The organism is Pseudomonas sp. DG56-2, from assembly GCF_004803755.1.
Taxonomy (GTDB): domain Bacteria; phylum Pseudomonadota; class Gammaproteobacteria; order Pseudomonadales; family Pseudomonadaceae; genus Aquipseudomonas; species Aquipseudomonas auratipiscis.
Genome location: NZ_CP032311.1, coordinates 5,567,083 through 5,592,435, shown reverse-complemented (window position 1 = coordinate 5,592,435; position 25,353 = coordinate 5,567,083). Strand labels below are relative to the sequence as shown.

The following is a 25,353-nucleotide window of genomic DNA, read 5'->3' as shown; positions in this document are numbered from 1 at the left end:
TTCAGGATGTGAGGCTGCGTCGAAAGCGCGCCAGGGCGACCGCAAAAAACGCCAGGCCAATGGCTGCCAGGGCCAGCACGTCGGGCCAGACCACTGCCAGGCCGGCGTCGCGAAACAGGATCGCCGCGCTCAGGCTGACAAAGTGGGTTGAAGGTGAAAGCTGCATGACCCACTGTAGCCACTGCGGCATGCTGTCCAGCGGTGTGCTGCCGCCCGACAGCAACAGCATGGGAATGATCACTGGAATCGCCAGCAGGCCGAACTGCGGCGTCGAGCGCGCCAAGGTGGCGAGGAATATGCCTAGCGCTGTACTGGCAAACAAGTACAGGGCGGTGACTGCCAGGAACAACCCGAGTGAGCCGGCCAGCGGCACGCCCAGTGCACCTTTGACGATTACCTCCAGCGACACCCAGGTGCATACCACCACAACCAGTGCGTTGCTGCCGATCTTGGCCAGCATGATTTCCAGTGCGGTCAGCGGCAGCACCAGCAAATGATCCAGGGTGCCATGTTCGCGCTCGCGTAGCAGTGCTGTGCCGGTAAGCACGATGGCAAGGATGGTGATGTTGTTGACGATCTGGATTACCGCCAGGAACCAGCCACCTTCCAGGTTGGGGTTGAACAGGGCCCTCGGGCTGATTGTCGCCGGGCTGTTGGCAGCGGCGGAGCCCTGGTTGGCGTAATCGAGCAGCTCGCGCTCGAATATCCGCCCGATGTATCCCGCCCCCATGAACGCCTGGCTCATGGCTGTGGCATCGACGTTAACCTGCAATTCCGGTGAACGCCCCGCCAGCAGGTCGTTTTGAAAGTTCGTTGGCACGTTGATGACGAAGGTATACAGGCCACTGTCCATGGCCTGGTCGAGCTGGTTGTAAGGCAGCGGCACCGCAGGCTGGAATTCAGGGGGTTGCAAGGATTCGGCAAGCTTGCGCGACAGCTGGCTGTGGTCTTCATCGATCACCGCGACGCTGGCGTTGTGCACACCAATGATCGAGCCTGCCGCCGGCATGTAGATGGCCACGCTGAATGCATAGAGCAAAAACAGCAGCAGAACGCTGTCGTGGCGTAGGCTGGTCAGCTCCTTGAGACCCAGGCGCAGGGTATGTGCCAAACGATGCATCAGACCTCCTGCTTCTTCAGCATGGCCAGGCTCAGGCCGGTGAAGGCAACAAAGAACCCGAACAGGGCCAGGCATTGCGGCCACAGTTCACGCAGGCTCAAGGCCTTGGTGAAGGTGCCGACGGCAACATCGAGAAAGTAGCCGGCCGGGAACAGTTGCCCCATCAGTGCTGCCGATCCATCGAGTGATGAGCGTGGCACGATCAGCCCGGAGAACTGGATGGTCGGCAGGCTGGTGATGATCATGGTGCCGAGGATCGCCGCGATCTGTGTACGGGTGAACGCCGAGATCAACAGGCCAAGGCTAGTGGTTGCCAGCACATACAGTAGACCGCCAACGGCCAGGGCAAATGCGCTGCCTTTGAATGGCACACCGAATAGCCAGCGGTTCATCGCCACCAGCAACGCCAGGTTGATCAGGCTGATCGCCAGGTAGGGGGCCTGTTTGCCGAGCAAAAACTCCAGACGGGTCAGCGGAGTGGCATAGAAGTTGGTGATCGAGCCCAGCTCTTTCTCACGGACAATCCCAAGCGCTGTGAGCATGGCTGGTATGAAGGCAAGGATCAGCGCCATTACTCCGGGGCCAATCGCGTTCACGCTGACCACGTCCTGGTTGTAGCGAAAGCGAGTTTCCAGGCGCACCGGCGATTGTCCAGGTTGTGCCTGGCTGCTCAGGGCTGCCAGTTGCTCGAGGTTGGCCTGGTGCACCGCTTCGACATAGTTACGGCTGGTTTCGGCGCGAAACGGCATGCCGCCGTCGAGCCATGCCGCGACCACTGGCTGGCGCCCGGCATGCAAGTCACGTCCGAATCCTGGCGGGATTTCCAGTGCCAGCTTGATTTCCGAGCGCTGCAAGCGCTGGTGCAGCTGTGCCGAATCGCGGATAGGCGGCTGCTCGGCGAAGTAGCGCGAGCCACGGAATGCTTCAAGATAGGCTCGACTTTGCGGGCTCTGGTCCTGGTCATAAACGGCGAATGCAAGATTCTCGACGTCCAGCGAGATGCCATAGCCGAAGATCACCATCATGAACAACGCACCGAGCAACGCGAACGCCAGACGGACCTTGTCGCGCAGTAGCTCCTTACCCTCGCGGGTGGCAACGGCAAACAGGCGCCTGATGCTGAATCCCCGGGACATCGTTATCGGGGTTGAAGCGCCTGGCTCTTCAAGTGCTGTTGAGGCTGCTGGCGCTTCGGCCAGTCCTTGCGCTTGTTCCAGGCATGTCACGAAAGCGTCTTCGAGGGTGTCTCCGGCAAACTGTTGTTGCAGCGCCGCAGGGGTATCGCAAGCAAGCACCTTGCCCGCATGCATCAGGGAAATTCGGTCGCAGCGCTGCGCCTCGTTCATGAAGTGCGTGGAGAGGAATATGGTCACGCCTTGTTCCCGCGACAACTCGATCAGCAGGCGCCAGAAATCATCGCGAGCCGCTGGGTCCACGCCAGAAGTGGGTTCATCGAGAATCAGCACTTCCGGGCGGTGTAATACCGCCACAGCGAGTGACAGACGCTGGCGCAGCCCCAAGGGCAGCGCCCCGGACTGCTGGTCAGCGATGTTGCCAAGGTCGAAGCGTTCGATGAGCTCAGCGATACGAGTTGTGCTATCGGCTTTGGGCAGATCGAAAAGCCGCGCGTGCAACTCAAGGTTCTGGCGCACGCTAAGCTCGCCATACAACGAGAAGCTCTGCGACATGAAGCCAACCCGCTTGCGGGTTGCCAAGTCTTTGGCGTCTACCGGCCGCCCCAAAAGGGTCGCGCTGCCTTCGCTGGCAGGCATCAAGCCGGTGAGCACTTTCATGGTGGTGGTTTTGCCGCAACCATTGGAACCGAGAAAACCGAATATCTCCCCTCGACCGATGGCGAAACTGACCTTGTTCACCGCAGTGAAGTCACCAAAGCGCAGGGTCAGTTCGTGAGCTTCAATAGCGATTGTTGTTTCGCCGGCGGGGCGTGGAGGAATCTCTAGTGGCTGAGGATCGTGCGCACTGTCACCTTGGTAGTGGGTGAAGGCGTCATCCAGTTTGCCGCTGGCCGTTGCACTGGCCAGTTCCTGGCTGAGTCCCGAGGCGATCAACTTGCCCCGGTCAAGCATCAGGCAGTGTTCGAATTGCTCGGCTTCTTCCATGTAGGCAGTGGCAACCAGCAGGGTGAGCTGTGGTCGCTCGGCACGGACTTGCTCGACCAGTTCCCAGAAGTGCCGACGCGACAGTGGATCTACACCGGTGGTTGGCTCGTCAAGGATCAGCAAGTCGGGATCGTGGATCAGCGCACAGCACAAACCGAGTTTTTGCTTCATGCCTCCGGATAGCTTGCCGGCTGGCCGTTCGGCAAATCGCGCAAGATCGGTAGCGAGCAGCAAGTTGTGCATGCGCTGCTCGCACTGCGCCGCGCTGAGGCCGAACAGGGTGGCGAAGAAGCGAATGTTTTCGCTGATGGATAATTCAGGATAGAGGTTGTTGCCCAGACCTTGCGGCATGAAGGCTATTCGCGGGTACAGGCTGTTGCGGTGACGGCGCTTGCGGATCGATCCGTCGAGTACCTCAAGCTCACCGCTTTGCAGCTTCTTCACCCCGGCGATCAAGCCCAGCAGACTGGACTTTCCAGCACCGTCCGGACCTATCAGCCCGCAACGGGTGCCAGCTGGCAGGTCGAAGGAGATATCTTGCAGGGCCTCGAGTTTGCCATAACGGTGACTGATGCCCTGCGCGTGTAGCGCCAGGGCGTTCATCGCAGATTGGCCGGCCAGTCTACTTCAGCCGTGCGCACGTAACCCGCACCGGGCATGCCGGGCTTGGCCTGAGGCACGGCACTGGGTTCGGTCAGGCGCAGCTTGACCCGAAACACCAGCTTTTGGCGCTCGTCGCGGGTTTCCACCTGTTTCGGCGTGAACTGGGCCTTGGCGGCAACAAATGCGATTTTTGCCGGCAGCGCTTTGTCCGGCAGGGCGTCGAGAATTATCCTGGCTTCATCGCCCACAGTCAGGCGGCCGGTGGTCGAGGCGGGCAGGTACAGGTTCATGTACTGATCGTTCGGGTTGATCAGCATCAGCACGCGGCCTCCGGCGCCCAGCACCTCACCCGGCTCGGCCAGGCGCAGTTGGATAATGCCATCGAGGGGCGCGCGCAGGCTGCTGTCGTCGATCTCGCTGGTAAGCTGGGCGACTTGAGCTTCGGCAGCGCCAATCGCAGCCTTGATCGCGGCCAATTGTGCACGGGCTGCGACCACGGCTGAACTTGCGGTGTCGTAGCGGGCTTGCTGTTGGTCGAGTAGTTGTTGGCTGGCGTATTTGCGCAGGAAAATTTCCTTGACCCGCTTCAACTCCTGGCTGGCCAACAGCAGTTCGCTCTGGCGCAGTTGCACATTGGCCTGGGCGGCGGAGTAATTTTCCTTGGCGCGAAGCACCTCGGCCTCAGCCTGGCTGCGTTGAGCTTCGAGCGTGCGGGTGTCGATACGCGCCAGGAGCTGGCCTTGCTTGACCTTGTCGCCTTCATCGACCAGCACTTCGGCCAGGCGCCCGGGAATCTTGCTGGCGATTTGTACTTCAGTGGATTCAAGCCGGCCGTTGCCCATGCTCAAACCATCAGGCAGGCGGTCGTGCAGGGACTTCCAGTAGCCCAGACCACCAGCGGCCAGGAGTAAGGCGATCAAAGCGCCAGCAAATAATTTTGGAGTATGTTGGCTCATCAGTCTGCCTCCTGCTGCATTCGCACCAAATTGTGGCGCGGCACCGACCCTGGTGCGTTGATGTTCGTCAAAACTCCGCAATCCTACCCTGTTTAACGTAGTGCGAGTACTGCTGCCCACTGTTGCGCAGTAACCGGCATGACTGATAAGCGGCTCCCTTTTTGTACCAGTGGCAGTTCTGCAAGGGCGGTTTGTTGCTTGAGGAAGCCCAAGCCTAGAACTTTCGTGAATGTTTCCACATGGACGACATCGATGGCGCTCCAAGGGTTCTTTTCATCGTTGGCTTTGGCGTCGAAGTAATGGCTCTGAGGGTCGAGGGCGGTCGGGTCAGGGTAAGCGGCGGTGCATATCTGGCCGATCCCGGCGATACCGGGTTCGGGGCAGCTTGAGTGATAAAAGAAAAATTGATCACCCACTGCCATGCTGCGCAGAAAATTGCGGGCCTGATAGTTACGAACGCCGTCCCAGCGCGCTTGCTTGAGGCGGGCCAGATCCTCGATTGATAGTTCTTCGGGCTCGGATTTCATTAGCCAATAGGCCATAGGTGGTGCTCCTGACTAAATTTGAAATAACCTGTTGCATGAAACCGACGGTCGGTTGGCGTCAAGGTTTGCGTGTCGGCGCTGGTTGTCGGAGAATGCGCCACTTTTAAGCTTGACGCTGCTGCAACAACTAAAAACGTTGCTGACAACGTGATCAGTTTGCCTGAGGGGGGCAATCAATGAATCGCAAACCGGACTTGCTCTGGATTCTCGTGTTTCTGTTCGGTTTGGGTGTGGTCACTACCGGTTATGCGCAAAGCCTTTGGGAGCGCAAACTCGATGCTCCCTACGAAATGCCGGTGAATCCGCAACAACGTTGATCGCAGCGTTGACGTTTCTCAGGCTGGCGCCAGGTACCAGCCACGGTCCGAGACCGTCCCTTGTAGCGGCACATCCCAGCTGGCCTGTGCCAGTCGTTGCACTTTTTGACACTCGTGCGCCAGGCCCAGCAGCAAAGGTTTTTTCCAGGCTTTGCGGCGGGCTTGATAGGCCAGGCTTCGATCGTAGAAGCCGCCTCCCATCCCCAGTCGGCCGCCTTCTTCATCAAACCCCACCAACGGCAGCAGGATCAAATCCAGCGCCCAGATAGGTCGTTGTCGCGCCAGGTTGATGTGAGGTTCGGCGATGCGAAAGCGATTGGGTCGCAGTTTTTCGCCGTGCTCGATACGTTGGAAGACCATTTTACTTCTAGGCCAGGCGTGCAAGACGGGCAGATAAGTACGTTTGCCTCGCCGTTGCGCCTCGCGCAGCAGCAAGCGAGGGTCGATTTCACTGTCGTTGGGCAGGTACAGGGCGATGTGGCGGGCGCGACGGAACAATGGATGTTGCGCCAGCTGGCGGTACAACCCGGCTGCGGCCTGACGTTGTTGGGCCGGGCTCAAGGCACGACGGGCGTCACGTAGCAGGCGGCGAAGTTGGGGGCGGGTTAGCTGCGCGGTGTCGGTCATGGCACGGGCGTTCCCAGAGAAGGCTGTTGCGCTTGGGCAACCGCTCAATTTGCCCGCTTTGGAATGCGCGCAAAGGTAATTCAGGCTCCCCGACGAACCGCTGTCGGTGTAGCCCTTGAACCCGAAAGTTCAAGGTGGAGATTGCAGGAGGCGTTAAGGCTTTCCGTCAAGCGGACATGCACACCGGCCCCACGTGCAACCCCCGTGGTTGTGCGTATCGGCTCAGGGACATGACCGACTGGCAAGCACTCCAGGGAGTGGCGCCAGTATACCGATTCTTAACCCTTATTTGTATCTTGATCGTCAGACAGTGCCTGATCGACGCGTTCGAGCAGATCGCGAACCTGTTCGCGGGTGGCGCCACCGGTCGGTGCTTCAGGGCGTTCCTGATTGTGCAGCAGGTCGTGGGTAATGTTCAGAGCGGCCATCACAGCGATCCGGTCGGCGCCGATCACTTTGCCACTGCTGCGGATTTCACGCATTTTGCCATCCAGATAGCGTGCGGCGCTGACCAGATTGCTGCGTTCCTCGGGCGGACAGATGATCGAATATTCTTTGTCGAGGATCTGAACGGTCACGCTATTGCTTGAACTCATGAGTCTTGCTCCAGGGCCTTGAGTCGCAAAATCATCGATTCGACCTTACGCCGGGCGATTTCGTTTTTTTCGATGAGGTGGGCGCGCTCCTCGCGCCAGGACTTTTCCTGAGCTAATAGGAGTGTGTTTTGCCGTTTAAGTTGCTCGACTCGCTCAATCAGCAGTTCGAATCGGCCCATCAGCGTTTGCAGATCGTTCTCTTGCATTGGTTGCCACTCGATTCGGTCTGGCGGGTGGTTGCCCGATTTATGCCCCGGCCTGCTCCGAGTTGGCCGCGTCGATGGTCTTGGCGCGCCTGCCGGTGCTAGGATACAAGGTCTTCATTCTAGTCATTGCGCCGTCTGGCGCCTAGTTGCCCATGCCTATTACCAATTCGCCGTACACCGCTTTCGCCACTTTGCTCACCAGCAACGGGCATCCTGTATCTCCTGCCGAACTGCACGGGCTGTTGCTCGGGCGTAGCTGCGCCGGGGCTGGCTTCGATGCGGAGGCCTGGTTGGCCGATGCCGCCCATCTGCTGGAAAACGATCCGGCAGACAATGTTCGTAACGCTTTGATCGGCCTGCAGGAGATGGTCAAGGGCGAACTCACGGGTGACGATATCACTATCGTACTGCTGCTGCCGGGCGATGAAGCTGCGCTGACTGACCGCGCTGCAGCGCTGGGTGAGTGGTGCAAGGGCTTCCTGTATGGCTTCGGTCTGAACTCCGCCGGCGTGACGCTGAGCACTGAAGCCAAGGAAGTGCTTCAAGACCTGGATGCCATTTCCCAGGTCCAGGACGCCCTGGAAGAGTCCGAAGACGGTGAAAGCGACTATATGGAAGTAATGGAATACCTGCGCGTCGCACCGCTGTTGCTGTACACGGAATTGGCCAAGCCGGTCGAGCCTGCAGCCAAACCTTCGCTGCACTGACTGTAGAGGGACCCCACTGCCCATGAGCCATATCCCCAAGTCGGAATACGCCCGTCGACGCAAGGCGCTGATGGCGCAGATGGAGCCCAACAGTATCGCTATCCTGCCTGCCGCTGCGGTTGCCATTCGCAACCGTGACGTTGAGCATGTGTACCGTCAGGACAGTGATTTCCAGTACCTGAGCGGCTTCCCTGAGCCGGAGGCAGTGATTGCGCTGATTCCTGGTCGCGAGCATGGCGAATATGTGTTGTTTTGTCGTGAACGCAATCCAGAGCGTGAATTATGGGATGGGCTGCGTGCCGGACAGGAAGGTGCGGTGCGTGATTTTGGCGCCGATGACGCTTTCCCGATTACCGATATCGACGACATCCTGCCGGGCCTGATCGAGGGCCGGGACCGGGTGTATTCGGCCATGGGCAGCAACCCCGAGTTTGATCGTCACCTGATGGAGTGGATCAACGTGATCCGTTCCAAGGCTCGCCTTGGTGCCCAGCCACCGAACGAGTTCGTTGCCCTGGATCATCTCCTGCACGACATGCGCCTGTATAAGTCGGCGGCAGAAGTGAAAGTGATGCGTGAAGCGGCAGCCATTTCTGCCCGTGCCCATGTTCGCGCCATGCAGGCTTGTCGTGCAGGCTTGCGTGAGTACAGCCTGGAGGCCGAGCTGGATTACGAGTTCCGCAAGGGCGGGGCGAAGATGCCGGCCTATGGCTCTATCGTTGCTGCCGGACGCAACAGCTGCATTCTGCACTATCAGGAGAACGATGCACTGCTCAAGGATGGTGATCTGGTTCTGATTGACGCCGGTTGTGAGATCGACTGCTACGCCAGTGACATCACCCGGACCTTTCCGGTCAGTGGCCAATTCTCCCCGGAACAGAAAGCGATCTACGAACTGGTGCTCAAGGCTCAGGAAGCGGCATTCGCCGTTATTGCTCCAGGTAAACACTGGAATCACGCGCACGAAGCAACGGTTCAAGTGATCACTGAAGGGCTGGTGGCGTTGGGGTTGCTCAAGGGCAGCGTCGAAGCGTTGATCGAAAGCGAAGCTTACCGGGCGTTCTACATGCATCGCGCTGGCCACTGGCTGGGCATGGATGTACATGACGTCGGCGAATACAAGGTTGGCGGTCAGTGGCGGGTACTCGAACCGGGTATGGCCCTGACGGTGGAGCCTGGCATCTATATCGGTGCCGATAACCAGAGTGTCGCGAAAAAGTGGCGCGGCATTGGCGTACGTATCGAGGATGACGTAGTGGTTACAAAGCAGGGCTGTGAAATCCTGACCTCCGGTGTGCCGAAGACGGTCGCTGAAATCGAGGCCTTGATGGCTGCCGCGCGCAGTGCCGCGGCATGAAACGGGTGAACCTGGCAATTATTGGCGGCGGCCTGGTCGGCGCCAGTTTGGCGCTTGCCCTGCAGGCAGGTGCCAAGGCGCGCGGCTGGACGATCCTGCTGATTGAACCCTTTGCACCCGGCGACACTTACCAGCCGAGCTATGACGCGCGTTCGTCCGCTCTATCGTACGGCACCCGCCAAATTTACGAGCGCCTTGGCCTGTGGGAGCAGATCAGTCGTCGCGCCGAACCCATTCGCCAGATCCAGGTTTCCGACCGTGGCCGCTTTGGTGCCACGCGCCTGGATGCCCTGGAGGAAGGCGTTCCTGCCCTGGGCTACGTGGTGGAGAACGCCTGGCTCGGCCAGTGCCTGTGGAAAGGCCTGGATGCCGATGTGGTCAGCTGGCGCTGTCCGGCTGAAGTGACAGCCATGCAGGCGCTGGAAGACGGCTACCGTCTTTCGCTCAATGACGACACCGTGGTCGAATGCGATCTTGCCGTGCTGGCCGATGGCGGTCGCTCCGGGTTGCGTGAGCAATTGGGCATTCATGTCAGTCAGCGGCCATACAACCAGAGTGCGCTGATTGCCAACATCACACCCAGTGAAGCCCACTGTGGCCAGGCATTCGAGCGCTTCACAGATGAAGGACCGATGGCCTTGTTGCCGTTACCGGAAAACCGCTGTGCGCTGGTCTGGACTCGTGCGGGTATGGATGCCAAGCGCCTGGCGGAACTGGACGAGCGCAGCTTCCTTGGCGAGTTGCAGAATGTGTTCGGCTATCGCCTGGGCGCTTTACGCCAAGTGGGCGCGCGGCATCTTTACCCTTTGTCATTGGTGGAAGCCCAAGAGCAAGTGCGTCCGCATCTTGTCGTTCTGGGTAACGCTGCCCACAGCCTGCATCCTATTGCCGGGCAGGGTTTCAACCTCTCCCTGCGTGATGTGCAGTCGCTGGCTGAAGGCCTGTTGGCAGGCCCTGGTGTGCCAGGTGACTTTGCCACATTGCAAGTTTATCGAGAGCGCCAGCGGCTGGACCAGGACATGACCGTGGGCTTTTCCGACCGAGTAACCCGCTTGTTCGGTAACGCCCAGCCATTGATTGCCACTGGACGTAACCTGGGCTTGCTCGGGCTTGACCTGTTGCCTCCAGCCAAGCGCTGGTTTGCCCGTCAGGCCATGGGCCTGGGAACCCGTCCGGACCCGCGGAGCTGAGCATGGATGACTCGCGTAAACTGGCCCGGCGTGCACGGCTGCTGCGCTGGCTGCTGAATTTTTATCCGCCTTATATTGGCGCCGGTATTCGGGTGTTGAGTATCAGCCCGGATTTGCGCCATGTGAGGGTGCGCATGGGCCTGCACTGGTTCAACCGCAACTATGTTGGTACCCAGTTTGGCGGCAGCCTCTATTCGATGGTCGATCCGTTCTACATGCTGATGCTGATAGAGCTGCTGGGTCGTGAGTACATCGTCTGGGACAAGGCAGCCAGTATCGACTTTATCGCACCGGGCAAAGGACCGGTGTTCGCTGACTTGCGCATCGGCGATGAGTTGCTGGCTGACATTCGCGAGCACACCGCAGGCGGTAAAAAGTACCTGCCAAAACTTCAAGTCGATATCCGTGACGCTGCCGGTGAGTTGGTGGCCCAGGTCGACAAAACCCTATACGTGCGGCTCAAGCCGCAAGCGAGACAGGCTTAAAGCATGGAAATGCGCGCAGATCTGTTGATTGTCGGTGCCGGTATGGTCGGCAGCGCCCTGGCCCTGGCACTCCAGCACAGTGGCCTGGAAATCCTCCTGCTCGATGGCAGTCCGCTGTCGGTCAAACCATTCGACGAGCAGTCTGCTTTCGAGCCACGGGTCAGTGCCCTGTCGATGGCCAGCCAGCGCATCCTGGAGCGCCTGGGCGCCTGGCAAGGGATTGAGGCGCGCCGCCTGAGCCCATATTCGGACATGCGAGTCTGGGACGGCAGCGGCACCGGCCAGATCCATTTTTCGGCGGCCAGTGTGCACGCCCACGTGCTGGGCCACATCGTCGAAAACCGCGTAGTTCAGGATGGCCTGCTGCAGCGCTTGCATGACAGCGAAATCGGTTTGCTGGCCAATGCGCGTCTCGAGCAGATGCGCCGCTCCGGTGATGAGTGGTTGCTGACCCTCGCGGATGGCCGGACCTTGCGTGCACCGCTGGTGGTTGCGGCTGATGGTGCGCACTCGGCGGTGCGCCGCCTGACGGGCTGCAAGACGCGTGAGTGGGACTACCTGCATCACGCCATCGTTACCAGTGTGCGCTGCTCTGAACCGCATCAGGCTACCGCCTGGCAACGCTTTACCGATGACGGTCCGTTGGCTTTCCTGCCACTGCTGCGCGACGGCCAGCAGGATTGGTGCTCGATTGTCTGGTCGACCACTCCAGAGCAGGCCGAGCGCCTGATGAAGTTGGAAGATAGCGATTTCTGCGCACAACTGGAGCGCGCCTTCGAAGGCCGTCTCGGCACTGTACTGCAAGCCGACCCAAGGCTGTGCGTGCCGTTGCGCCAGCGGCATGCCAAGCGCTATGTCGCAGAAGGCCTGGCGCTGATCGGCGATGCTGCCCACACCATCCATCCGTTGGCCGGGCAGGGCGTCAACCTGGGGTTTCTCGATGCAGCCACCTTGGCCGAAGAGCTCCAGCACGCCTATGAGCGGGGGGAGCGATTGGCAGATATCCGCGTCCTGAGCCGATACGAACGCCGGCGTATGCCACACAACCTGGCGCTTATGGCAGCGATGGAAGGCTTCGAACGTTTGTTCCAGGCCGACCAGTTGCCGCTGCGCTGGTTGCGCAACAGCGGCCTGAAATGGGTGGAACAACTGCCCGAAGCAAAGGCCTTGTTTGTACGTCAAGCCCTTGGGCTTAGTGGTGATCTGCCAGAGTTGGCGCGGTCCTGAGGCCAGCCTTGCAAGCGCAGTAACATCTGGTAACTCCTCCCCGATGAGTTCAGTTGAGATGGGAAATGGGATTAACTACCATTTGCACCTCTTTTGAACTTCGAGGACATGCACCATGTTGCCACGCAAGTACGTACTGGCCGCTCTGGCTTTGACCCTGCTGGGCGGTACCGCCCAGGCTGCGGATGAAGTGGTGGTGTATTCCTCGCGTATCGATGAGTTGATCAAGCCGGTTTTCGATGCCTACACGGCCAAGACCGGGGTCAAGGTCAAGTTCATCACCGACAAAGAAGCGCCTTTGATGCAACGCATCAAGGCCGAGGGCAAGAACGCCACTGCTGACTTGCTACTGACTGTCGATGCCGGCAACCTCTGGCAGGCCGAGCAGATGGGCATTTTGCAGCCGATCAAATCCGAAGTGATCGATGCCAATATTCCCAAGCAGTACCGTGCTTCGTCCCACGATTGGACCGGCTTGAGCTTGCGGGCGCGGACCATCGCTTACTCCACCGATCGAGTGAAGCCTGAAGAACTGAGCACTTACGAAGCCCTGGCCGACAAGAACTGGGAAGGTCGTCTGTGCCTGCGCACGGCGAAAAAGGTTTATAACCAATCGCTGACCGCCACCCTGATCGAAACCCACGGCGAGAAGAAGACCGAAGAAATCATCAAGGGCTGGGTCAACAACCTGTCCACGGATGTGTTCTCCGATGACACCGCCTTGCTGCAGGCCATCAACGCAGGTCAGTGCGACGTTGGTATCGTCAACACCTACTACTACGGTCGCCTGCACAAGGAAAATCCGAACCTTGCGGTCAAGCTGTTCTGGCCAAACCAGGCCGACCGCGGCGTGCACGTCAACCTGTCGGGCATTGGCCTGACCAAATATGCGCCACATCCTGAAGCCGCCACCAAGTTGGTTGAATGGATGACGGGTGAAGATGCGCAGAAAATTTTCGCTGGCGTGAACCAGGAGTTCCCGGCCAATCCGAAAGTCGCGCCTTCCGAAGAAGTCGCTGCTTGGGGAACGTTCAAGGCCGACACTATCCCTGTCGAAGTGGCTGGTAAGCGTCAGGCTGAGGCGATTCGCCTGATGGATCGGGCTGGCTGGAACTAAGTCGGTGCCCTGATAGGCCCCTGTGGGAACGGGCTTGCCCCGCGATTGCGAGATGACTGACATAATGCAATCGCGGCGTAAGCCCGTTCCTATTTACAAAGAGATTTGTCCTTTTGGCTCACCCCGCCCAACGTCGCTGGTATCCCCTGGTTTTTGCAGTTGCCGCCCTGGTACTGCTGCCGCTGAGCGTACTGCTGTTGTCCTGGCAGTCGGTCGACATGCAAATCTGGTCGCACCTGCTCGATACCCAGATGAGCCGCTTGCTGGGCAACACCTTGACCCTCATCGTGGGGGTCGGCGTCGGAGTGACCGTGCTGGGTGTCAGCCTGGCCTGGCTAACCAGCCTGTGTGAATTCCCTGGCAGACGCTGGCTGGACTGGGCGTTGATGCTGCCGTTCGCGATTCCTGCTTATGTGTTGGCATTTGTTTTTGTCGGCCTACTGGATTTTTCCGGGCCGGTGCAAACCTTGCTGCGTGAGTGGTTTGGGCCCATGCGTCTGCCTCGGGTGCGTTCCACAGGTGGGGTGATCATCGTCCTGGTGCTGGTGTTCTATCCCTATGTGTATTTGCTTGCCCGTAGCGCTTTCCTGGCCCAGGGCAGAGGCTTGATGGAAGCGGCGCGGGTGCTTGGGCATTCGCCACTGCAGGCGTTCTGGCGTGTGGCGCTGCCGATGGCCCGTCCAGCCATCGGTGCAGGCATCGCCTTGGCGCTGATGGAAACCCTGGCTGACTTCGGCGCCGTGTCGGTGTTCAACTTCGACACCTTCACTACCGCCATCTACAAGACCTGGTATGGCTTCTTCAGCCTTTCGAGCGCTGCGCAACTGGCCAGTCTTTTATTGCTGGCGGTGATGCTGGTGCTTTACGGTGAGCGTCGCGCCCGCGGCGCCGTGCGTGGCAGCAACGAACGGCCCAGGAGCAAGGCGCTGTACCACTTGCACGGCGTGAAGGCATGGGTTGCTAGCTGCTGGTGCCTGTTGGTGTTTGCCTGCGCCTTCGTCATTCCGCTGCTGCAATTGCTGGTGTGGTTCTGGCAGCGCGGCCGTTTCGATCTTGATGAGCGCTACACCAGCCTGATTCTGCATACCCTGTACCTGGGTGCGATGGCGGCGCTGATCACGGTGAGTGTCGCGTTGATGCTCGCCTTCGCCAATCGTCAAGCGCCTACGCCGAGCATTCGTGCCGGAGTAGGTCTGGCCAATCTTGGATACGCCTTGCCAGGCTCGGTACTGGCGGTGTCGATCATGCTGGCATTCAGTTACCTGGACAATCAGTTGGTGGTGCCACTGTCCAATTGGTTGGGCGGTGCCGGTCGGCCATTGTTGCTGGGCAGTCTGTTCGCTTTGCTGCTGGCGTACCTGGTGCGATTTATCGCCGTGGCCTACGGGCCGCTGGAAACCAGTCTGGAGCGTATTCGCCCCTCGCTACCGGAGGCTTCGCGCAGCCTTGGCGTGAGCGGTCCAAAATTATTTTTCAAGGTATATCTGCCGTTATTGGTGCCGGGGGCTTTGAGCGCCGCCTTGTTGGTGTTCGTCGATGTTCTCAAGGAAATGCCGGCGACATTATTGATGCGACCGTTTGGCTGGGACACGCTGGCTGTGCGTGTGTTCGAAATGACCAGCGAGGGCGAGTGGGCGCGGGCTTCGCTGCCTGCCCTGACGCTGATTTTGGTTGGCCTTTTGCCGGTCATCGGTCTGATTCGACGTTCGGCATATCGTGTAGGTCAAACGCGCTGAGGGTGTCAGCCTTCAAGCTTGCAGCTACAATGCGCGGCATTCGCTGCGGCCGGTCCTACAAACCGGGTAGCTGAAATGCTGCCAACAGCCGTAGCTTCGCCACGCCCGGAAGGAGAAACCCATGGGACTGCGCACGCCTCTTTATGACCTGCATTTGGCGTTAGGCGCCAAGATGGTCGATTTTGGCGGTTGGGACATGCCTTTGCATTATGGCTCTCAGGTCGAAGAGCACCATCAGGTGCGTAGCGACTGCGGAGTGTTTGATGTTTCCCATATGACCGTGATCGATGTACATGGCGACCAGGCCCGTGTCTGGCTGCAGTACCTGCTGGCCAACGACGTCGACCGGCTTACCGAGTCCGGCAAAGCTCTGTACAGCACCATGCTCAACGAGCAGGGCAATGTTATCGACGACATGATTGTCTACCGTTGTGAGGACGGTTATCGGCTGGTCGTCAACGCGGCGACACGGGACAAGGACCTGAAGTGGTTGAACGACCACAAAGGCCAGTTCCTGGTCGAGCTCATCGAGCGTCCGGAGCTGGCTATCCTGGCTATCCAGGGGCCGGATGCCCGGGCCAAGGTTGCCGAACTGGTCAGCGCCCCACGGGCTGCGCTGATTCGCGAACTCAAACCCTTCGAAGGCCGCGTCGAAGGCGACTGGTTTGTTGCCCGCACCGGTTATACCGGCGAAGACGGCCTGGAAATCATATTGCCCGCGTTGCAGGCGCCTGCATTCTTCAACGACCTTGTCGGCGCAGGTATTGCCCCGAGCGGCCTTGGTGCGCGCGACACGCTGCGTCTGGAAGCGGGCATGAATTTGTATGGCCAGGACATCGATGAGGCTCATACGCCACTGACGTCGAACCTGGGCTGGAGTGTTGCCTGGGAACCGGCAGAGCGCGACTTCATCGGTCGCAGCGGGTTGTTGGCGGAAATCGAGCATGGCGTCGATCAAAAACTGGTCGGGCTGGTGCTGGAGGAACGCGGCGTGCTGCGAGCCCATCAGGTAGTGCGCGTAGCCAATATTGGCGAAGGGGAGATCACCAGTGGTAGTTTCTCTCCTACGCTGAGCAAGTCGATTGCGTTGGCGCGGGTGCCGATGGCAACCGCAGACCGTGCCGAAGTAGAAATCCGTGGCAAATGGTATCCGGTGCGGGTGGTCAAACCGACCTTCGTGCGCCATGGCAAGATTCTGATCTGAACCTAATTCTGGCGGGCTTACCGCTTACCCTATCGAGGAAAACAAGATGAGCAATATCCCCGCCGACCTGCGTTTTGCCGAAAGCCACGAGTGGGCCCGGTTGGAAGCTGATGGCACGGTAACTGTCGGTATCAGCGACCACGCCCAGGAAGCGCTGGGTGACGTGGTGTTCGTCGAACTGGCGGAAGTCGGCAAAGTTTTTGCCGCAGGCGAGGCTGCCGGTGTGGTTGAGTCGGTCAAGGCCGCCTCGGACATCTATGCACCAGTAGGTGGTGAAGTGATCGCGGTAAATGAAGAACTGGCTGATAGCCCAGAGTCGCTGAACAGCGATCCGTATGCCAGCTGGATCTTCAAGCTCAAGCCAACTGACACTGCCGAACTGGAAAAACTGCTCGACGCTGCTGGCTACAAAGCGGCCATCGGCGAATAGTTTTTCACACAAGCGGCAATCTCTTCCTAGACTCAATATGCCTCGACTGCTCGGGGCTTGGTCTAGGAAGAGAGAGCCGCTATGTCCCAGTCGCCGTCCCTGAGCCAACTTTTCGAAGTTAATCCTTTCCTGTATCGCCATCTGGGGCCAGATGCCTCGGAACAGCAAGCCATGCTCCAGGCCCTGGGGCTCGGCACTCGTCGCGAACTGATCGAGCAGACCGTACCTCCGGGCATTCGCTTGAACCGTCCACTGGAACTGCCCGCTGCCCTGGATGAACAGGCGGCCCTGAGCAAACTCAGAGGTTATGCCGAGCAGAACCAGGTGTGGACCAGCCTGATTGGCATGGGCTACCACGGTACGCTCACGCCGACGGTCATTCTGCGCAACGTGCTGGAAAATCCGGGTTGGTACACTGCCTACACCCCCTATCAGCCGGAGATTGCCCAAGGTCGCCTCGAAGCGTTGCTGAATTTCCAGCAGATGATCATCGACCTCACCGGTCTGGACCTGGCCAACGCCTCGTTGCTTGATGAAGCCACCGCGGCAGCGGAAGCCATGGCCCTGGCCAAGCGCATGGCCAAGTCGAAAAGCAATGTGTTCTTCGCCGATGAACACTGCCACCCGCAAACCCTGTCGGTAGTGCAAACCCGTGCCGAAGGTTTTGGTTTCGAGTTGGTGGTCGATACGCTGGATAACCTGGCCAACTACCAGGTATTTGGTGCTTTACTGCAGTACCCGGATACCCACGGCGACATTGTCGATCTGACGCCACTGATCGAACAGTTGCACAAGCAGCACGCCCTCGCCTGTGTGGCTGCCGACCTGCTCAGCTTGCTGATGCTGACCCCGCCTGGTGAGTTGGGAGCGGACGTGGTGTTGGGGTCGTCGCAGCGATTCGGAGTGCCGATGGGCTATGGTGGCCCACATGCGGCCTATTTTGCTTGCCGTGATGAGTTCAAGCGCGCCATGCCTGGGCGCATTATCGGCGTGTCCAAGGATGCGCGTGGAAACGTGGCACTGCGAATGGCCTTGCAGACCCGTGAGCAGCATATTCGTCGTGAGAAAGCCAACTCCAACATTTGTACTGCGCAGGTGCTGCTGGCCAACATCGCTGCATTCTACGCGGTGTATCACGGCCCTCAAGGCTTGCTGCGCATTGCCCAGCGGGTTCACCGGCTGACGTCCATGCTTGCTGCCGGTTTGCACAGCAAAGGCATCAAACGTCTCAATGAGCACTTTTTCGATACCCTGACCCTGGAAGTGGGCGGCAGCCAGACCGCGATTATCCAAAGTGCCGAAGCTGCTCAGATCAACCTGCGCATTCTCGGCCGCGGCCAGTTGGGCGTCAGCCTTGACGAGACGTGCGACCAGGCAACTGTGCTGCGTTTGTTCGATATATTTCTCGGTGCAGATCATGGCCTGGATATGGACGACCTCGATGCGCAGACCTTGCCCGAAGGTATTCCGGCAGGGCTGCAACGAAGCTCGGCCTATCTCACCCATCCGGTGTTCAACCTGCATCACAGCGAAACCGAGATGCTGCGTTATCTCAAACAACTGGAAAACAAGGATCTGGCGCTGAACCAGTCGATGATCCCGCTAGGCTCATGCACCATGAAACTCAATGCCAGCAGCGAAATGATCCCGATTACCTGGCCGGGTTTTGCGCTGTTGCACCCGTTTGCACCCGCCGCACAGGTGCAGGGCTACAAGGCGATGATCGATGAACTGGAAGACTGGTTGTGTGCGATCACGGGATTCGACGCGATCTGCATGCAGCCTAACTCCGGTGCGCAGGGCGAGTACGCCGGCTTGATGGCAATTGCCAAGTATCACCGTAGCCGCCACCAGAGTCAGCGCGATATTTGTCTGATCCCTTCGTCGGCCCACGGCACCAACCCGGCTTCGGCGCAGATGGCAGGCATGCAGGTGGTGATTGTCGAGTGCGATGAGGCCGGCAACGTCGACCTTGCCGACCTGACCGCCAAAGCGCAGGCCGCAGGCGAGCGTTTGTCGTGTTTGATGGCCACCTATCCATCGACCCACGGGGTGTATGAAGAAGGCATCAGTGAAATTTGCGACGTTATCCACAAGCAGGGCGGCCAGGTGTACATGGACGGGGCCAACCTCAATGCTCAGGTCGGTTTGACCCGGCCAGCTGATATCGGTGCCGATGTTTCACACATGAACCTGCACAAGACCTTTTGCATTCCTCATGGTGGCGGCGGTCCAGGCATGGGCCCGATTGGCGTACGCGCCCATCTGGCCCCTTTTGTCGCCAGCCATCCGGTCATCCCGGTGCCTGGGCCCGATCCACAGAACACTGCGGTCAGTGCGGCGCCTTGGGGCAGCGCCAGTATTTTGCCGATCAGTTGGATGTACATCGCCATGATGGGCCCGCAGTTGGCCGATGCCAGTGAGGTGGCGATCCTGTCGGCCAACTATCTGGCTGAACGGCTAGGAGGGGCGTTTCCGGTGCTCTATCGGGGCCGCAATGAGCGCGTCGCCCATGAATGCATCCTGGATCTGCGGCCGCTGAAAGCCTTGACCGGAATTACCGAAGAGGATGTGGCCAAGCGCCTCATGGATTATGGCTTCCATGCACCGACCATGTCGTTCCCGGTACCGGGGACATTGATGGTCGAGCCTACCGAGAGCGAATCGAAGGCGGAGCTGGATCGCTTTGTCGAAGCGATGCTGAGTATTCGCGCAGAGATTCGTGAAGTGCAGGACGGGAACTGGTCAGCAGACGATAACCCGCTCAAGCATGCGCCACATAGCTTGGCTGATGTATTGGGCGTGTGGGAACGTGCGTACAGCATCGCCCAGGGAATTGCCCCCAGCGACCATGTGCGACAGCATAAATACTGGCCCGCGGTTAATCGGGTGGACAACGTGTTTGGTGACAGGAACCTGTTCTGTGCCTGTGTTCCTGTTGAGGACTATCGCAGTTGATCGCGGACCAGTACGCCCTCGCGGGAGCGTACTGGTCCTGCGAGAGTGAATTACTCGCTTACAGCATTCTTGGCCAGAATGGCATTGGCCAGATCCATGTCGCTCGCTTCCAGGCCGGGATTTTCGGCCCGCACCTTGTGTATGGCAGACTCCAGATAAGGGCCTCGGATAGCACCTTCGCTGGCAACGAAACTGCCTGCATCGTCCTGTGCGGCAAGGACCAGTTTGTGGTCTTTGGAGGTGAGGTAGGTAGAGCCTGTGGTTGCGCCAGAGGAAATGACATTACGCCAGAAGGTATCGGCCATGGCTGAACCGATTGGCAGGGAGAGCAGGGCAAGGGTTGCGACTGCAACGTTGAGACGCATCGAGGGGTGACTCCAACTGAGGTTGACTGACAGCTTCGATCGGATTGCCTCGATCTAGTTCCCTGAAGCCACCCGCAGAACTTCTGTCATGGTGGTCAACCCCGAAGCCACCTTCTGCGCGCCGCGCTGTTGCAAGGTCAGCATGCCGTCGGCGATGGCTTGGCTACGCAGTTTGGCGAGGTCGATATCGCCGTGGACGTAGGTTTTCAGCCCTTCATTCATGTTCAGCAGTTCATAAATACCGGTGCGGCCGAAGTAACCGGTCTGCCGGCACTCATTGCAGCCTCGGGCCAGGTAGCCGGCTTCACCTGGAATTGCCTTTTGCTTACAGGCGCAGAGCGTACGTACCAGGCGCTGGGCCATTACACCAATAAGCCCAGCCTTGATCAGATGCGCTGCCAGGCCTAGCTCAAGCAGGCGAGTGATAGCGCTGCAAGCATCGTTGGTGTGCAGGGTGGACAGCACCAGGTGTCCGGTCAAGGCGGCCTGGAAGGCCACTTGGGCGGTCTCCAGGTCTCGGATTTCTCCAATCATGATGATGTCCGGGTCTTGGCGTAGCAGCGCGCGGGTGCCTTCAGCAAAGCCAAGGTCAATGGCAGGATGTACCTGTAGTTGATTGAACCTGGGCTCGACCATTTCGATGGGGTCTTCCACCGTACACAGGTTGACCTGGGGAGTGGCCAGGTGTTTGAGCGTGGTGTACAGGGTGCTGGTCTTGCCCGAGCCGGTCGGACCTGTGATCAGAATCAATCCATGGCGCTGCCCGATCAATGCCAACCAGCGTGCAAGGTCGTCGCCTTCCAGGCCCAACTGCGCGAAGTCCTGCTGCAGCACCATCGGATCGAAGATGCGCAGCACCAGTTTCTCTCCAAAGGTGGTGGGCAGCGTCGACAGGCGCAGTTCCAGTTCATTGCCAGTGGGCAGGCGCGTCTTGATCCGACCATCCTGCGGCCGGCGCTTTTCCGCGACATTCATGCCAGCAAGGGTTTTCAGGCGACTGACGACAGCCAGGGTTACCGCGCCGGGAAACTGATACACCGAATGTAACAGGCCATCGATGCGAAAGCGCAGGTGGCCCTGGTCTCGACGCGGCTCCAGGTGGATGTCGCTCGCGCGCTGATCAAAGGCGTATTGCAGCAGCCAGTCGGCAATGGTGACTATATGGGCATCATCATCCTCATGCGCCCGGCCATTTGCGCTCAGGTCGAGCAACTGTTCGAGGTTTGCGCGTGGAATCGCGGTCCCTGCCTGGTGACTGGCTCCTTTTACCGAGTGGGCCATATGAAAGAAAGCCTGACTGAACCGGTTAATTTGCACGGGGCTCGCCAGAACGTGCTTGATCGGTCTGCGCAGCACTTGGACCAGATCGGCCTCCCATTTCCTGACGAACGGTTCAGCGCTGGCAACGGTGACACTATTGTCATCCGCCGCTATCGCCAGAATGCGGTGGCGTCGGGCAAACGCGGCAGACATCAGTCCTGTGGTTGCGCCAAGGTCGAGTTGCAGGGGATCGATATGCAGGTAGGGCAGCCCGGCGCGCTTGGCCAGCCACTGGCACAGGCTCTCCAGGTCCAGGTATTGGCCGACCTGGCGCGGATCAGGCAGGTTTTGCGCCGCGATCAGTTCCAGAGGATGTGCATCGCCGGTCTGGCGTAGGCTTCGCAGCGCGTGGGCGGCTTGCGGGCTGATGAGACGTGCGTCGAGAAGCGCAGTGAGAAGACCGCCCAGGCTTAGCCTGCGATCCTGATCGCTGACAGTCATGAGGCGTCCTTGCCTTGCTGCCTGAAGGGGCAACTACAAGCGTAGTCGACAGCAGGGAACAGCAAGGCCGACATGCATTTCCGGGTATTGCCGCACTCAGTCAGCGGCGCGGGCCAATTGCAGGTGTACCTTGTCGACACAAATCAGGTTGCGCATTTTTTGTGCAATCAGCTCGGCGCGGTGCCAGCTCAAGCCGGCAATCTCTATCTCGACCTTGAGCAGATCACCCTCCTGGGCCATCAGCACTTTGTGGGGCGTGAGAAATTGCAGGGCAAACAGGTTCAGGATTCGGCACAGGCTGTCTGGCTCGGCTTCTACCTGGAGTTGATAGTGCACACAGCTATAGATGCTGTCAGCGGCCCAGACATCATCACGCATCGGGGTCACAGGGCTGTCGAAGCGTTCAAGTGCGCTCATGGAAATCTCCGGTTCAAGTGAAAGAAATTTTCACATGCTCAACCGGGTATTTTTTCTCTATGATCAGCAGATAGTATGAATTTTTGAATTGTTCAATTCGTATGCTAACGCACGGCAGGAATAATTATGCAGAGTGAATTGGATCTCTACGATCGGCGAATCCTCGCCCTCTTGCAGGAAGATGCGTCGCTTTCCAGTGCGCAGATTGCCGAGCGCGTAGGGCTCTCTCAATCACCCTGCTGGCGACGGATTCAGCGCTTGAAAGAAGAAGGGGTGATTCGCGCTCAGGTGTCCTTACTGGATCGCAAGAAAATCGGTCTGAACACGCAGATTTTTGCCGAGGTAAAACTGAATGCCCACGGGCGTTCCAACTTCACCGAATTCACCGAGGCAATTCGCGGCTTCCCGGAGGTGATGGAGTGCTACGTGCTGATGGGCGCAGTGGATTTTCTGCTGCGCATCGTCACCCCGGACATCGAAGCTTACGAGCGCTTCTTTTTCGAAAAACTGTCGATGGTGCCGGGGATCCAGGAGGTCAACTCGACCGTGGCCTTATCCGAAATAAAGTCCACGACGAGTCTACCGGTGCTGCGCTGAGGGCCTACTTGCGCAACAGATGTTTCCAGCCGCGACTCTGGAACACAGCCATGGCCTGGTCGGCACGGGCATCCAGTACCGTAGTGCGAACCTCGGCTTCGACCTCGTCGCTGATCGACAGGTTGGCCAGTTCGTGCAGCTTGTTCAGCTCACCGAAAAGGCGGTCCAGGTCTGGGCTCTCAAGCACCTGACGGGCATGGTGCAGCCAGGCAAGCAGACGCTCGATTCGGGGCAATTGCTCTGCCAGGTCTTCGGGCTGGCGATGGTACAGCGGCAGGTTCAGGGCCTTGGCTTCGTCGGCCAGCAGCACATTCAACCAATTGGCCAACTGCGCGGCACCCTGGCGGTCGCCGCGTTTGTTGCGCTCGACGGTCCAGCCGCGAGCCTGCAGCCAGCGCGAGGTCTCCAGAGAGAACTGGCCCCAGCGCGGGTCCTGCAGTTCTTCTGCAAATTGTTCCGGCGCTGCACGGCGGACGTCTTCGTCGTCATTGCCGGCCAGTACCAGTGGGCGCCAGTCTTCCAGCAGGGCATCGAGGCTGCTGCGCAAGGTGGAGGTTGTCGTGCGTGGTGCGGCCTGGCCAAGGCTGCTGGCCAGGGCGCGAAGCTCAGCAAGGGCCTGGACCCAGTCCTGCAGCAGGCGCCAGTGACCGTTGAATCGGTATTGTTCGGCCAGGCGTTGGCTGGTACCGAGCAATTGCCAGGCGAGGGCGGCGAAGCCGTCATCCAGTGGCATTTCTGGGTTCAGCTCGGCAGCCGGCAGACTCAGCGCGTAGCTGGCTGGATCGAGCAAGCGATAGCCCCGCTCGGCTTTGCTGATGTCGCACGGGAACAACGGCAAGCTGGCGGACAGCTCGGCAGCGAGTTCCAGCAATGCTTCAGGTTCACCTTCACGCAGCTCCAACTCCAACTCGCAGATTTCTTCCTTCTGTTTGCCTGCGACCACGCTGCCCAGGTCCAGGGCGGCTTCGATCACCACCTTGGCCTTGCCGCGACCCCAGGCGATTTCTGCATACTCGCGGGTGAAATCAGTGGTGAACAGCGCCTTGATGGCTTTTTTATCCACGTCGGCGAGTTCGGCTGGCCAGCACGCGTCGTCGAGCTTTTTCACGTCCAGCTTGGCCTTGGGCAACTGCCACTCGTGCTCGTTGCGCACCGACAGACCGGCGACGCTCTGGCCACGGGTCTTGAGGGTCTGGATGACCACATCGCCGTCGCGGCGCAGGCGCAGTGCAACCTTGGCGGCAGCCAGGTCACGCTCAGGGGTGTCGAAGTACTGGTTCAGCAGCTCGCGCTGTTGCCAGCCAGACTTGTTGCGCTTCTTCAGCAATGGGTGTTCGCGCAGGGCGGCGAGTGTCTCGCGGCTGACCCGCAGTTTGATTTCGGTTTCTTTGTGCATTGCTGAGTAATCCAGGCTCGGATGACAGGGAGCGTCTTGGCCGTGCAGTGTACAGGAGTCGGCCGTCGACGGTTTATTCCAGGTGCTCGATGGCCCTATGATGGGCTTCGCCTCAAGGAGAATGCGCATGCCTTTGCCATCGCTCAAAGAACAGTTCGCGGCACTGATTGCAGTGCCTTCGGTCAGCTGTACCCAACCTGCGCTGGATCAGTCAAACCGGGCAGTGATCGACCTTTTGGCCGGTTGGTTGGGTGACCTGGGCTTTGCCTGCGATATTCAGCAGGTGACGCCGGGCAAGTTCAACTTGCTGGCCAGTTATGGCAGTGGCCCGGGTGGGTTGGTGTTGGCAGGGCATAGCGATACGGTGCCCTATGATCCGCAATTGTGGCAGACCGACCCGCTCAAATTGACGGAAGTCGATGGCCGCTGGGTCGGGCTCGGCAGTTGCGATATGAAAGGCTTCTTCGCCTTGATCATCGAGGCAGTACAGCCGTTGCTGGCAAACGACTTCAAGCAGCCGTTGCTGATTCTTGCTACCTGCGACGAAGAGAGTTCCATGTCCGGCGCCCGTGCGTTGGCCGAGGCTGGTCGTCCGCTGGGTCGAGCGGCCGTGATCGGTGAACCGACCGGGCTCAAGCCTATCCGCCTGCACAAGGGTGTGATGATGGAGCGTATCGATATCCTCGGTCGCAGTGGCCATTCATCGGATCCGCGCTTGGGCCACAGTGCGCTGGAGGCCATGCACCGGGTGATGGGCGAGCTGATGAGCTTGCGTCAGCAATGGCAGAAGGAATTCAACAATGCTCAGTTCAGCGTCCCGCAGCCGACCTTGAACTTCGGTTGCATTCATGGCGGTGACAATCCCAACCGGATCTGTGGCCAGTGCGCATTGGAGTTCGATTTGCGCCCATTGCCGGGCATGGACCCCGAGGCCCTACGTGCCGCCATTCGGCAAAAGCTTGCACCGCTGGCCGAGCTGCATCAGGTGAAGATCGACTATGCACCGTTGTTCCCCGAGGTGCCGCCGTTTGAACAGGACGCCGACGCGGAGTTGGTGCGGGTCGCCGAACGTCTTACGGGTCATCGCGCTGAAGCGGTAGCCTTTGGTACCGAAGCGCCTTATCTTCAGCGTCTGGGCTGTGAGACCCTGGTGCTCGGTCCGGGCGACATCGCTTGCGCTCATCAGCCTGGCGAATATCTTGAAATGTCACGCTTGCAGCCTACTGTGCGTCTATTGCGTGAGTTGATTGAACATTACTGTCTGAATCCGGTAATTGCCCGTTGAGTTCAGCCGTTACCCAAAGGAGATTGCGCGT

At 59.3% G+C, this 25,353-nt stretch carries 24 protein-coding genes and 1 other RNA gene; 13 read left to right on the top strand and 12 right to left on the bottom strand.

What is annotated here, in order from left to right; translation table 11 throughout:
- Window position 1: 1 nt before the first annotated feature.
- The 4 genes from D3Z90_RS25615 to D3Z90_RS25600 form a co-directional block, all read right to left on the bottom strand.
- On the bottom strand, window positions 2-1,120 hold the full coding sequence (locus D3Z90_RS25615; RefSeq protein WP_136478665.1) for an ABC transporter permease: 1,119 nt from the start codon (window positions 1,118-1,120) through the stop codon (window positions 2-4).
- Window positions 1,120-3,843: a ribosome-associated ATPase/putative transporter RbbA gene (gene rbbA / locus D3Z90_RS25610; RefSeq protein WP_136478664.1), complete on the bottom strand. Its 2,724-nt coding sequence runs from the start codon at window positions 3,841-3,843 to the stop codon at window positions 1,120-1,122. Before rbbA ends, D3Z90_RS25615 begins: the two co-directional genes overlap by 1 nt.
- Entirely contained in the window at window positions 3,840-4,799 is a 960-nt protein-coding gene (locus D3Z90_RS25605; protein ID WP_136478663.1) for an HlyD family secretion protein, read from the bottom strand. Before D3Z90_RS25605 ends, rbbA begins: the two co-directional genes overlap by 4 nt.
- Window positions 4,800-4,891: 92 nt before the next feature.
- Window positions 4,892-5,341, bottom strand: a complete 450-nt coding sequence (locus tag D3Z90_RS25600; protein ID WP_136478662.1) for an EVE domain-containing protein — start codon at window positions 5,339-5,341, stop codon at window positions 4,892-4,894.
- Window positions 5,342-5,520: 179 nt separating this feature from the next.
- Between D3Z90_RS25600 and D3Z90_RS26895 the strand changes: the two genes are divergently transcribed.
- Window positions 5,521-5,661 carry a hypothetical protein gene (locus tag D3Z90_RS26895; protein WP_165392175.1) on the top strand — a complete coding sequence of 47 codons (141 nt, stop codon included), beginning with the start codon at window positions 5,521-5,523 and terminating at the stop codon, window positions 5,659-5,661.
- A gap of 18 nt (window positions 5,662-5,679) precedes the next feature.
- Here D3Z90_RS26895 and D3Z90_RS25595 read toward each other — a convergent pair whose 3' ends face one another.
- The 4 genes from D3Z90_RS25595 to D3Z90_RS25580 all read right to left on the bottom strand — a co-directional run bounded on the left by D3Z90_RS25595 (window position 5,680) and on the right by D3Z90_RS25580 (window position 7,090).
- Window positions 5,680-6,288: a 5-formyltetrahydrofolate cyclo-ligase gene (locus D3Z90_RS25595; RefSeq protein ID WP_136478661.1), complete on the bottom strand. Its 609-nt coding sequence runs from the start codon at window positions 6,286-6,288 to the stop codon at window positions 5,680-5,682.
- An 82-nt stretch (window positions 6,289-6,370) separates the two neighbouring features.
- A non-coding RNA gene (gene ssrS, locus D3Z90_RS25590) (6S RNA) lies at window positions 6,371-6,548 on the bottom strand.
- Window positions 6,549-6,566: 18 nt separating this feature from the next.
- Window positions 6,567-6,884, bottom strand: coding sequence for a cell division protein ZapA (locus D3Z90_RS25585; RefSeq protein ID WP_136478660.1), 318 nt, complete (start codon window positions 6,882-6,884; stop codon window positions 6,567-6,569).
- Window positions 6,881-7,090 (bottom strand): TIGR02449 family protein, encoded by a 210-nt coding sequence (locus D3Z90_RS25580; RefSeq protein WP_136478659.1) that lies wholly within the window; start codon window positions 7,088-7,090, stop codon window positions 6,881-6,883. Before D3Z90_RS25580 ends, D3Z90_RS25585 begins: the two co-directional genes overlap by 4 nt.
- A 152-nt stretch (window positions 7,091-7,242) precedes the next feature.
- Here D3Z90_RS25580 and D3Z90_RS25575 point away from each other — a divergent pair, with 152 nt between their 5' ends.
- The 10 genes from D3Z90_RS25575 to gcvP all read left to right on the top strand — a co-directional run bounded on the left by D3Z90_RS25575 (window position 7,243) and on the right by gcvP (window position 19,501).
- A complete protein-coding gene (locus D3Z90_RS25575) occupies window positions 7,243-7,797 on the top strand; it encodes a YecA family protein (RefSeq protein ID WP_136478658.1) in 555 nt (184 codons plus the stop codon).
- 22 nt (window positions 7,798-7,819) lie between these two features.
- The gene (gene pepP / locus D3Z90_RS25570; RefSeq protein ID WP_136478657.1) at window positions 7,820-9,154 is read left to right on the top strand and encodes a Xaa-Pro aminopeptidase; all 1,335 of its coding nucleotides are present in this window, start codon (window positions 7,820-7,822) and stop codon (window positions 9,152-9,154) included.
- The gene (ubiH, locus tag D3Z90_RS25565; protein ID WP_136478656.1) at window positions 9,151-10,344 is read left to right on the top strand and encodes a 2-octaprenyl-6-methoxyphenyl hydroxylase; all 1,194 of its coding nucleotides are present in this window, start codon (window positions 9,151-9,153) and stop codon (window positions 10,342-10,344) included. The genes pepP and ubiH overlap by 4 nt, the downstream gene beginning before the upstream one ends.
- Before the next feature lie 2 nt (window positions 10,345-10,346).
- Window positions 10,347-10,829 (top strand): DUF4442 domain-containing protein, encoded by a 483-nt coding sequence (locus tag D3Z90_RS25560; RefSeq protein ID WP_136478655.1) that lies wholly within the window; start codon window positions 10,347-10,349, stop codon window positions 10,827-10,829.
- A gap of 9 nt (window positions 10,830-10,838) precedes the next feature.
- A complete protein-coding gene (locus D3Z90_RS25555) occupies window positions 10,839-12,056 on the top strand; it encodes a 2-octaprenyl-3-methyl-6-methoxy-1,4-benzoquinol hydroxylase (RefSeq protein ID WP_168198529.1) in 1,218 nt (405 codons plus the stop codon).
- Window positions 12,057-12,171: 115 nt separating this feature from the next.
- A complete protein-coding gene (locus D3Z90_RS25550; protein WP_136478653.1) occupies window positions 12,172-13,173 on the top strand; it encodes an extracellular solute-binding protein in 1,002 nt (333 codons plus the stop codon).
- Window positions 13,174-13,286: 113 nt separating this feature from the next.
- A complete protein-coding gene (locus D3Z90_RS25545; RefSeq protein WP_136478652.1) occupies window positions 13,287-14,909 on the top strand; it encodes an iron ABC transporter permease in 1,623 nt (540 codons plus the stop codon).
- 121 nt (window positions 14,910-15,030) lie between these two features.
- Window positions 15,031-16,113 carry a glycine cleavage system aminomethyltransferase GcvT gene (gene gcvT, locus D3Z90_RS25540; protein ID WP_136478651.1) on the top strand — a complete coding sequence of 361 codons (1,083 nt, stop codon included), beginning with the start codon at window positions 15,031-15,033 and terminating at the stop codon, window positions 16,111-16,113.
- A 46-nt stretch (window positions 16,114-16,159) separates the two neighbouring features.
- Complete coding sequence (gene gcvH / locus D3Z90_RS25535; RefSeq protein ID WP_136478650.1) at window positions 16,160-16,543, top strand: glycine cleavage system protein GcvH; 384 nt, start codon at window positions 16,160-16,162, stop codon at window positions 16,541-16,543.
- A gap of 81 nt (window positions 16,544-16,624) precedes the next feature.
- Window positions 16,625-19,501 (top strand): aminomethyl-transferring glycine dehydrogenase, encoded by a 2,877-nt coding sequence (gene gcvP, locus D3Z90_RS25530; RefSeq protein ID WP_136478649.1) that lies wholly within the window; start codon window positions 16,625-16,627, stop codon window positions 19,499-19,501.
- 50 nt (window positions 19,502-19,551) lie between these two features.
- Here gcvP and D3Z90_RS25525 read toward each other — a convergent pair whose 3' ends face one another.
- The 3 genes from D3Z90_RS25525 to D3Z90_RS25515 all read right to left on the bottom strand — a co-directional run bounded on the left by D3Z90_RS25525 (window position 19,552) and on the right by D3Z90_RS25515 (window position 22,044).
- The gene (locus D3Z90_RS25525; RefSeq protein ID WP_136478648.1) at window positions 19,552-19,866 is read right to left on the bottom strand and encodes a DUF2388 domain-containing protein; all 315 of its coding nucleotides are present in this window, start codon (window positions 19,864-19,866) and stop codon (window positions 19,552-19,554) included.
- Window positions 19,867-19,920: 54 nt separating this feature from the next.
- The gene (locus D3Z90_RS25520) at window positions 19,921-21,627 is read right to left on the bottom strand and encodes a GspE/PulE family protein (protein WP_136478647.1); all 1,707 of its coding nucleotides are present in this window, start codon (window positions 21,625-21,627) and stop codon (window positions 19,921-19,923) included.
- A gap of 96 nt (window positions 21,628-21,723) precedes the next feature.
- Window positions 21,724-22,044: a hypothetical protein gene (locus D3Z90_RS25515; protein ID WP_136478646.1), complete on the bottom strand. Its 321-nt coding sequence runs from the start codon at window positions 22,042-22,044 to the stop codon at window positions 21,724-21,726.
- A 126-nt stretch (window positions 22,045-22,170) separates the two neighbouring features.
- On the opposite strand from D3Z90_RS25515, the gene D3Z90_RS25510 reads away from it, so the two are divergent.
- Complete coding sequence (locus D3Z90_RS25510) at window positions 22,171-22,641, top strand: Lrp/AsnC family transcriptional regulator (protein WP_136478645.1); 471 nt, start codon at window positions 22,171-22,173, stop codon at window positions 22,639-22,641.
- Window positions 22,642-22,645: 4 nt separating this feature from the next.
- On the opposite strand, the gene D3Z90_RS25505 is transcribed toward D3Z90_RS25510, so the two are convergent.
- On the bottom strand, window positions 22,646-24,037 hold the full coding sequence (locus D3Z90_RS25505; RefSeq protein ID WP_136478644.1) for an inorganic triphosphatase: 1,392 nt from the start codon (window positions 24,035-24,037) through the stop codon (window positions 22,646-22,648).
- A gap of 127 nt (window positions 24,038-24,164) precedes the next feature.
- Between D3Z90_RS25505 and argE the strand changes: the two genes are divergently transcribed.
- Window positions 24,165-25,322, top strand: a complete 1,158-nt coding sequence (gene argE / locus D3Z90_RS25500) for an acetylornithine deacetylase (protein ID WP_136478643.1) — start codon at window positions 24,165-24,167, stop codon at window positions 25,320-25,322.
- Window positions 25,323-25,353: the final 31 nt, after the last annotated feature.

Coding starts and splice junctions, on each gene's coding strand:
- D3Z90_RS25615 (WP_136478665.1), bottom strand. CDS start 1,120: ATGCATCGTTTGGCACATACCCTGCGCCTGGGTCTCAAGGAGCTGACC.
- rbbA (WP_136478664.1), bottom strand. CDS start 3,843: ATGAACGCCCTGGCGCTACACGCGCAGGGCATCAGTCACCGTTATGGC.
- D3Z90_RS25605 (WP_136478663.1), bottom strand. CDS start 4,799: ATGAGCCAACATACTCCAAAATTATTTGCTGGCGCTTTGATCGCCTTA.
- D3Z90_RS25600 (WP_136478662.1), bottom strand. CDS start 5,341: ATGGCCTATTGGCTAATGAAATCCGAGCCCGAAGAACTATCAATCGAG.
- D3Z90_RS26895 (WP_165392175.1), top strand. CDS start 5,521: ATGAATCGCAAACCGGACTTGCTCTGGATTCTCGTGTTTCTGTTCGGT.
- D3Z90_RS25595 (WP_136478661.1), bottom strand. CDS start 6,288: ATGACCGACACCGCGCAGCTAACCCGCCCCCAACTTCGCCGCCTGCTA.
- D3Z90_RS25585 (WP_136478660.1), bottom strand. CDS start 6,884: ATGAGTTCAAGCAATAGCGTGACCGTTCAGATCCTCGACAAAGAATAT.
- D3Z90_RS25580 (WP_136478659.1), bottom strand. CDS start 7,090: ATGCAAGAGAACGATCTGCAAACGCTGATGGGCCGATTCGAACTGCTG.
- D3Z90_RS25575 (WP_136478658.1), top strand. CDS start 7,243: ATGCCTATTACCAATTCGCCGTACACCGCTTTCGCCACTTTGCTCACC.
- pepP (WP_136478657.1), top strand. CDS start 7,820: ATGAGCCATATCCCCAAGTCGGAATACGCCCGTCGACGCAAGGCGCTG.
- ubiH (WP_136478656.1), top strand. CDS start 9,151: ATGAAACGGGTGAACCTGGCAATTATTGGCGGCGGCCTGGTCGGCGCC.
- D3Z90_RS25560 (WP_136478655.1), top strand. CDS start 10,347: ATGGATGACTCGCGTAAACTGGCCCGGCGTGCACGGCTGCTGCGCTGG.
- D3Z90_RS25555 (WP_168198529.1), top strand. CDS start 10,839: ATGCGCGCAGATCTGTTGATTGTCGGTGCCGGTATGGTCGGCAGCGCC.
- D3Z90_RS25550 (WP_136478653.1), top strand. CDS start 12,172: ATGTTGCCACGCAAGTACGTACTGGCCGCTCTGGCTTTGACCCTGCTG.
- gcvT (WP_136478651.1), top strand. CDS start 15,031: ATGGGACTGCGCACGCCTCTTTATGACCTGCATTTGGCGTTAGGCGCC.
- gcvH (WP_136478650.1), top strand. CDS start 16,160: ATGAGCAATATCCCCGCCGACCTGCGTTTTGCCGAAAGCCACGAGTGG.
- gcvP (WP_136478649.1), top strand. CDS start 16,625: ATGTCCCAGTCGCCGTCCCTGAGCCAACTTTTCGAAGTTAATCCTTTC.
- D3Z90_RS25525 (WP_136478648.1), bottom strand. CDS start 19,866: ATGCGTCTCAACGTTGCAGTCGCAACCCTTGCCCTGCTCTCCCTGCCA.
- D3Z90_RS25520 (WP_136478647.1), bottom strand. CDS start 21,627: ATGACTGTCAGCGATCAGGATCGCAGGCTAAGCCTGGGCGGTCTTCTC.
- D3Z90_RS25515 (WP_136478646.1), bottom strand. CDS start 22,044: ATGAGCGCACTTGAACGCTTCGACAGCCCTGTGACCCCGATGCGTGAT.
- D3Z90_RS25510 (WP_136478645.1), top strand. CDS start 22,171: ATGCAGAGTGAATTGGATCTCTACGATCGGCGAATCCTCGCCCTCTTG.
- D3Z90_RS25505 (WP_136478644.1), bottom strand. CDS start 24,037: ATGCACAAAGAAACCGAAATCAAACTGCGGGTCAGCCGCGAGACACTC.
- argE (WP_136478643.1), top strand. CDS start 24,165: ATGCCTTTGCCATCGCTCAAAGAACAGTTCGCGGCACTGATTGCAGTG.